Origin of the sequence: Azospirillum sp., from assembly GCF_035627195.1 — a bacterium.
GTDB lineage: Bacteria > Pseudomonadota > Alphaproteobacteria > Azospirillales > Azospirillaceae > Azospirillum.
This window is the reverse complement of sequence record NZ_DASPMG010000404.1, coordinates 42,619-48,771: the sequence shown is the minus strand read 5'-3', so window position 1 is coordinate 48,771 and position 6,153 is coordinate 42,619. Positions and strand designations below refer to the sequence as shown.

Genomic DNA, 6,153 nt, shown 5'->3' with positions numbered 1-6,153 from the left:
GTTGCCGTACAGCGCGTCGTTGGCCATGTTGCCGTAGATCACGTCGGCGTCCTGGCCGCCGAACACCGTGTCGGCGTCCTGCCCGCCGAACAGCGTGTCCATGCCCAGGTTGCCGTACAGCAGGTCGGTCCCCTGGTTGCCGTACAGCACGTCGTCGCCCAGCCCGGCGGTCACGTTGTCGTTGCCAGCGTCGCCGTACAGCACGTCGTTCGCGTCGCTGCCGGTCAGCACGTCGTCACCGGCCCCGCCGCTGATCGCGGCGTTGCCCGGCGGGGGCGTCGTGGTGCCGCCGCCGGTTCCACCGCCGGTGTCCCCCCCACCAGTGCTTCCGCCACCGGTGCTGCCCCCGCCCGTGCTGCCGCCCGTGCCGGTGTCGCCGCCACTGGCGGGCGGGGCGTCATCGTCACGGATGACGGCTTGCGCGCTCGCCACGTCGATGGCCGTGCCGTCGGCCGGGTTGTCCAGCGTGACGGTGAAGCCCTCGTCCGGCTCGCGCGTGGCGTCGCCGGACACCATGACGGTGATGGTGGCGCTGGTTTCGCCGGCGGCGAAGCTGACCGTGCCGCCGGGCAGCGCGCCGCCGAAGTCGGCCGCGTTCGCCGCGTTGGTGCCGCTGCCGGACACCGACCAGGAGGCGGAGGCGGCGTTCAGCGTCAGGCCGCTGCGCGTCACCGTGAAGGTGTAGGCGGTCGTCCCGTTCGACCCTTCCGCCTGTGCGGCGTTCGCCGGAGCGATGGCGAGATGGGCGCGGGCGGTGTGCCCGACGCTGCCGCTGAGGTCGATGTCGCTGCCGTGCACCTGCAACAGCGAGATGTCGATCCACTCGTTCAGGTCGATGACCATGTCGGCGCCGGCCGCGTCGTCCAGGCCGATGTACAGGCGGGTATCCTCGCCGCCCGCCCGGTACTCGGCCTGGATCTGGCCGCGGCCAACGGTGGTCCCGTCGCCCAGCGTCACCGGACCCTGAAGCTCGGCACCGTCGATGCGGATGGTGTCGGTGCCGCGCCGGCCGAAGTTCGCCAGGAAATCCAGGCCCGTTTCATGGCCGGAATAGAGGAACACGTCGTTGCCGAGATAGCCGACGATGACGTCAGAGCCGTCGCCGCCGCGCACCGTGTCGTCACCCTCGCCGGCCTCGATGTAGTCGTGGCCGCGGCTGCCGACGATGTAGTCGGCGTTCTTGGAGGCGACGAGGTGCACCACGTCGACATGCTCCACCGACAGGCCGCTGAGGTCGACGTTGACCGTGGTCTCGGCGCTGAGGGGCTGGATCTCCACGCGGTCGGTGTCGTTCGGCTGCGGCGTCGAGCCGACGAAGTTCAGGGCCCGCGCCTGATCCAGCGTGATGCGGATGGTCGAGGAGCCGTCGAAGGTGCTCTGCACCCCGCCGTAGTTGCTGAGGTCGGTGCCCGTCAGGTCGACGTCCTGGCCGGTGACGACGTAGCGGTCGTTGGGCCCCAGCAGGTGCGGCCACGCCCCGGGCCCGGAGAAGGCGGCGCCGGCAAAGGCCGGCGGGGTGGCGATCGGCGCCGTGGCGGCGTCGAACGCCCAGGTGCCGCCCAGTTCGGCCGCACCCATGGGCTGCGTGGAGGCCGCCACGCGCGCACCGGTTGCGGCGGCGAGGCGGTCGAGGAACAGCCGGCCGGCCTCGCCCTCGGCGACGCGGCAGGCGTGGATCAGGATTTCGGTGCCGGCGGCGTCGGGCCAGGCGCGGTCCAGCAGGGACGCGGCGTCGAGCGGCCGCGCACCCAACAGGACTGCGCCCGGCGTGCCGTGCGCCAGCAGGTGGATGGCCGCCGGGCGCTGCGCCAGGACGTCCGTCAGCACGGCGTGGGCGTCAATGTCGGCGGGAACGGTGATGACGTCGATATCGGGGCGCCGCCGCTCCAGCAGGAGCGCAAGATCGTCGAGTTCGGCAGCGGCAATGATGACTTCAACCAATTCAACCCTCCCTCGGGTTCCGGTTGCCACGCCGTGGGGCAAAGCCGCCCCGTCCGGCCCAATTGATCGGGCCGCGTGCGGGGAGGACAACACAGGGTGGCAAATGCGTGCGGGCTGAAACTCGCCCGTCCCGGGGATGAATTCAACACCGTTGGTGGGGATAATACCACCGATCATGCAAGCAGAAGGTGCGCGCTATCTGCTTGTGTTACTCGCGCGGATTTCGTGGTGCCTGCCGAAGGAGCGAGTAAGCCGAGCGTGTTATCTTTTCAGCGATCGGAGTGTCATCGCCTATTAATGGTAATACTTTTGAGCTCTTCCCATCAATTCTGATCGGGCGGCACGGCGGGGGCGAACAGCACGCGCAGGTCACGGGTGGGGACGAAATCGGTGAATTCCGCGGTGAAGCGCGTCGGCGCGATCTTGCGCAGCCCGTCCATACAGAGCGACACGATGGTGTCCGGCTGTCCCTTGTCGATGGTCAGGCGGAAGCGGCGGATCGGCCCCGCCCAGTTGCGGGCGGTCTTGAGGACATAGGACAGGTCGGCGGCCTGGGCGTGGCCCTGGAAGCCGGGAATCGACATGGCGGCAATGCGCCGCGCCAGCCCGGCGGCCGTCGGCGGGTCGATGCAGAAGGTGGCCGCCGTCTCCGCGTCCGGCTTCTGTGGCAACCAGAAATAGCCGACGAACGGCTTGTAGCGGTGTTCGACCGTCACCGTGCGGCCGGCGGGGAAGGTCTGGCGCCAGTGATAGGCGCTGCGCACGTGCCACAGCGGGATGACCGACACGTGGCGGCCCTTCGCGTCCTCGTACTCGTCCACGTCCGCCGCGCCGGCCGCCTTCAAATCGGCCAGTGCTGCGGCGGGCAATCTGTCCAGGCCGGCGAAGAAATCCGGCGTGAACACCGCCAGCGGAATCCCGTGCTTCGCCAGCAGGGCGGTGACGTCCTTTTCCGGCGGGCCGGGCAGCACGGCGCGGATCTCCAGCGCCGGGGTGACGCGGCGGCCGTCAACGCTGACCTCGAAGTCCAGGAAGTTCTCCCCCTTCCGGCCGGGCACCAGCAGCGGCACGTTGGCGGCCATGGCCGTGTCGATGTCGGGGAACGGGAAGGCCACCACCGCTTCCACGTCGCGCGGCGCCAGCGTGCGGAAGACGTAGGCGACGCGCACCTCCTCGCGGCTGAGGAACAGGTCCTCCTGCTCCATGGCGACGGCGTCTGTCGCCTCCAGCCGCAAGCCGCCGGCCCCGAGCGTGGCGTAGGAGTCGTTGGCCGAGGCCGGCGCGCCGGTGAGAAGGGCCAGAGCCAGGGTGGCGATGTGGCGCACGATCGGCATTCGCATCTTCTTCTCGGGCCTCGTCAGGGGGGCGGCCGGTACGGTACACGTGGTCTCGACAAATTAGCAAAAAGTTAAGCCGCCGGGCGTGTGATGGCAATCGCCCCTTGCGCCTGTCCCCCTGGGCTGCAACGGCACGTTTACCCTGACGATCGGAGGGATGCGGAAATGACGATTTCGGTGACGAATGCTCCCGCTCCCGCCGTCGGTGCCGGTCCGGTGAGTGCGCCGGCAGCCGGCCCCTCACCATCGAAGGCGAAGGCCGAAGCGCCCGGCACGGGTGGCGCCGGGTCGGCGGCGGTCGTCGTCAGCCTCTCCGTCCAGGCGCAGACGATCGTCGCGACGGGCTCCGCCGCGCCGGCGGCGGCAAGCCCCTACGCGCGGTACTTTCCGACGCGCGATGGCGCGCCCGCCTCGGCCCTGGCGACCGCGGTGTCGAATCCCGGCGCGGTGTCCAGCTCGGCGGGGAAGAGCTTCGATCAGGTCGCCAAGGACGCCCGCGCCCGTATGGACGCCGTATACGCGGCCATGGAGAAGAGCGGAAAGCCGTTCGACTACAACAGTCACGAGGGTAAGGACTGGTACAGCCTGATGGGCGACCTCGACCGCCGCTCGCTCTATGCCGTCAGCAGCAACGCCGAGGGCCTGTTCACCAAGCAGGAGCAGGACATGGCCCAATCCATCATGTCGCAGCAGCAGGGCTTGGCGATGGGGCTCTACAACGGGCCGATCAGCCAGGAGGGGACGTTCACCGACCGCTTCCTGGGGAACGACGCCCAGCGCATGAAGGCCGGCGTCGCCTTCCTGGACGGCGTCAGCGACGAGGAGAAGACCTCGATCACCTGGGGTGTGAGCCGGGCGTCGGCCCAGATCTCCTACGAGTGGCTGTCGGAGCGCGACGGCAACCCGCCGGAGGACCTGGACACCGAGAACCCCCTGGCGAAGCTCATCAAGGCGGCCATGAACACCATGAAGGGCAGCGAGGAGCGCGGCTGGACGAAGGGCAACATCAGCACCGCGGAGGAGCTGAAAAGCCAGGCGTGGTTCCAGGGCTTCGAATCGCAGCTCGACGACGCGCTTCGGAAGACGCGGGAGATGGCCACGCGGGGCAGCGGAGCCTAACGCGCGCTCACCGCGATGGCGGGAAGCGCAGCGTCGCCGTGGTACCCTGGCCAGGGCTGCTGGACAGGGCGATGCTGCCGCCGTGCAGCTCGACCAGCGCCTTGGTGACCGTCAGGCCCAGCCCCGCGCCCTCGTGCCGGCGCTTCAGACCGCCGTCGCCTTGGCGGAACGGCTCGAACACGGCGCTGAGCGCGTCCGCCGCCATGCCGACGCCGGTGTCGGCGACGGCGACCACCACGGTGCCGTCCGGCTCCGCTGCGGCGCTGACGCGGGCACTGCCGCCGGGTGGCGTGAACTTCACGGCGTTGGAGAGCAGGTTCAGCAGGATCTTCATGACGGCCCGGCGGTCGCCCCACAGGCCGATGGGCAGGATGCCGGTGTCGTCCACCAGCGTCACCTCCGCCTTCACCGCGCGGTCGCGCATCATGGTTAGGCACGAGCGGACGACCGCGCCCAGGTCGATGGTCTCGCACGACAGGCGGTGCTCGCCCGCCTCGATGCGCGACATGTCCAGCACGTCGTTGATGATGCCCAGCAGGTGGTTGGCGCCTTCGAAGATGTCGGCCGCGAACTCCTGGTACTTGGCGTCGCCCAGCGGGCCCAGCGCCTCGCCCATGATCAGTTCGGAAAAGCCGATGATGGCGTTGAGCGGCGTGCGCAGCTCATGGCTCATGGTGGCCAGGAAGGTGGTTTTGGCCTGCGATGCCGCCTCTGCCTTCGCCTTGGCGTCGATCAGGGCGGCCTCCGCCACCTTGCGGTCGGTGATGTCGCGCAGGTAGGCGGTGAAGAACAGCTCGTCGTAGACGCGCGTGGGCGTCACCGACAGTTCGGCCGGGAACTCGCCGCCGTCGGCGCGCATGGCCGTCACTTCGACGCGCCGGCCGACCATGCCGCCACCCTCGCCGGCCAGATAGCGGGCGAAGCCTTGGCGATGCGCCTCGCGCCCGTCCGGCGGGATGACGAGATCCTCCATGCGCCGCCCCAGCACCTCGGCCCGGCTGTAGCCGAAGGTGCGCTCGGCGGCCGGGTTGAACTCCACCAGCAGGCCCGAGGCGTCGACGGTGAGGATGCAGTCGAGGGCACTCTCCACGATCGCCCGGCGCCGCGCCTCGGAGCGGTGCAACTCGGTGTCGATCTGCGTGCGCTGGATGGTGCCGGCCAGCATGGCGGCGGCCGAGGCCAGCACCTCGACCTCCAACGCACTCCAGGCGCGGGCAGGGGCGGCATCGTCGAAGGCGATATGGCCCCACCAGCGCCCGTCGATCATCACCGGCACGACCAGGGTGGAGCGCACGCCGCAGGGTTCGCCCAGACCGGCGGCGGCACCGTGCACGGGCCGGCCGTGCATCAGCTCGTGCACCCATTCGGTCAGCGTGTGGTCGGCGGTGGAACCCAGCACGGCGACCAGCCGAGCCGGATCGTCGCCGAGTCGCGGCACGCCGGGGGCGGTCCATTCGTGCAGGCAGGCCTGCGCGAAGCCGCCGCTTTCCAGCGCGTGCACCTGGTGCAGGCTGGCGCGGACCACGCCCATGGCGGTGCCCAGGCGGCGCAGCAGCTCCTCCATGCCGCTCAGCCAGTCGCCGTGGCCGATAAAGCGGCCGGCGGCGGCGATCATGGCGTCCAGCATGGCGGCACGGCGCGTCAGGTCACCGTCCGAGCGGGTGGGTGTCGCTTCGGCCAGCAGCAGGCCCACGGGATCCGGCGGCGGAGCGGTCATGGCGAAGCGGTCATGCGGTTTCCCCCGTGCGCACCGATG

At 70.1% G+C, this 6,153-nt stretch carries 4 protein-coding genes; 1 reads left to right on the top strand and 3 read right to left on the bottom strand.

The window, feature by feature from the left end:
• On the bottom strand, positions 1 to 1,941 hold a 1,941-nt coding region (locus VED21_RS34795; RefSeq protein WP_324890504.1), incomplete at its 3' end, for a DUF4347 domain-containing protein.
• Positions 1,942 to 2,264: 323 nt separating this feature from the next.
• A complete protein-coding gene (locus tag VED21_RS34790; RefSeq protein WP_324890503.1) occupies positions 2,265 to 3,275 on the bottom strand; it encodes a DUF4424 family protein in 1,011 nt (336 codons plus the stop codon).
• Between the two features lie 168 nt (positions 3,276 to 3,443).
• Here VED21_RS34790 and VED21_RS34785 point away from each other — a divergent pair, with 168 nt between their 5' ends.
• A complete protein-coding gene (locus VED21_RS34785) occupies positions 3,444 to 4,397 on the top strand; it encodes a hypothetical protein (RefSeq protein ID WP_324890502.1) in 954 nt (317 codons plus the stop codon).
• A 7-nt stretch (positions 4,398 to 4,404) separates the two neighbouring features.
• Here the strand turns inward: VED21_RS34785 and VED21_RS34780 are convergent, their stop codons facing one another.
• A complete protein-coding gene (locus tag VED21_RS34780) occupies positions 4,405 to 6,114 on the bottom strand; it encodes a PAS domain S-box protein (protein WP_324890501.1) in 1,710 nt (569 codons plus the stop codon).
• Positions 6,115 to 6,153 lie beyond the last annotated feature (39 nt).

Coding starts and splice junctions, on each gene's coding strand:
- VED21_RS34790 (WP_324890503.1), bottom strand. CDS start 3,275: ATGCCGATCGTGCGCCACATCGCCACCCTGGCTCTGGCCCTTCTCACC.
- VED21_RS34785 (WP_324890502.1), top strand. CDS start 3,444: ATGACGATTTCGGTGACGAATGCTCCCGCTCCCGCCGTCGGTGCCGGT.
- VED21_RS34780 (WP_324890501.1), bottom strand. CDS start 6,114: ATGACCGCTCCGCCGCCGGATCCCGTGGGCCTGCTGCTGGCCGAAGCG.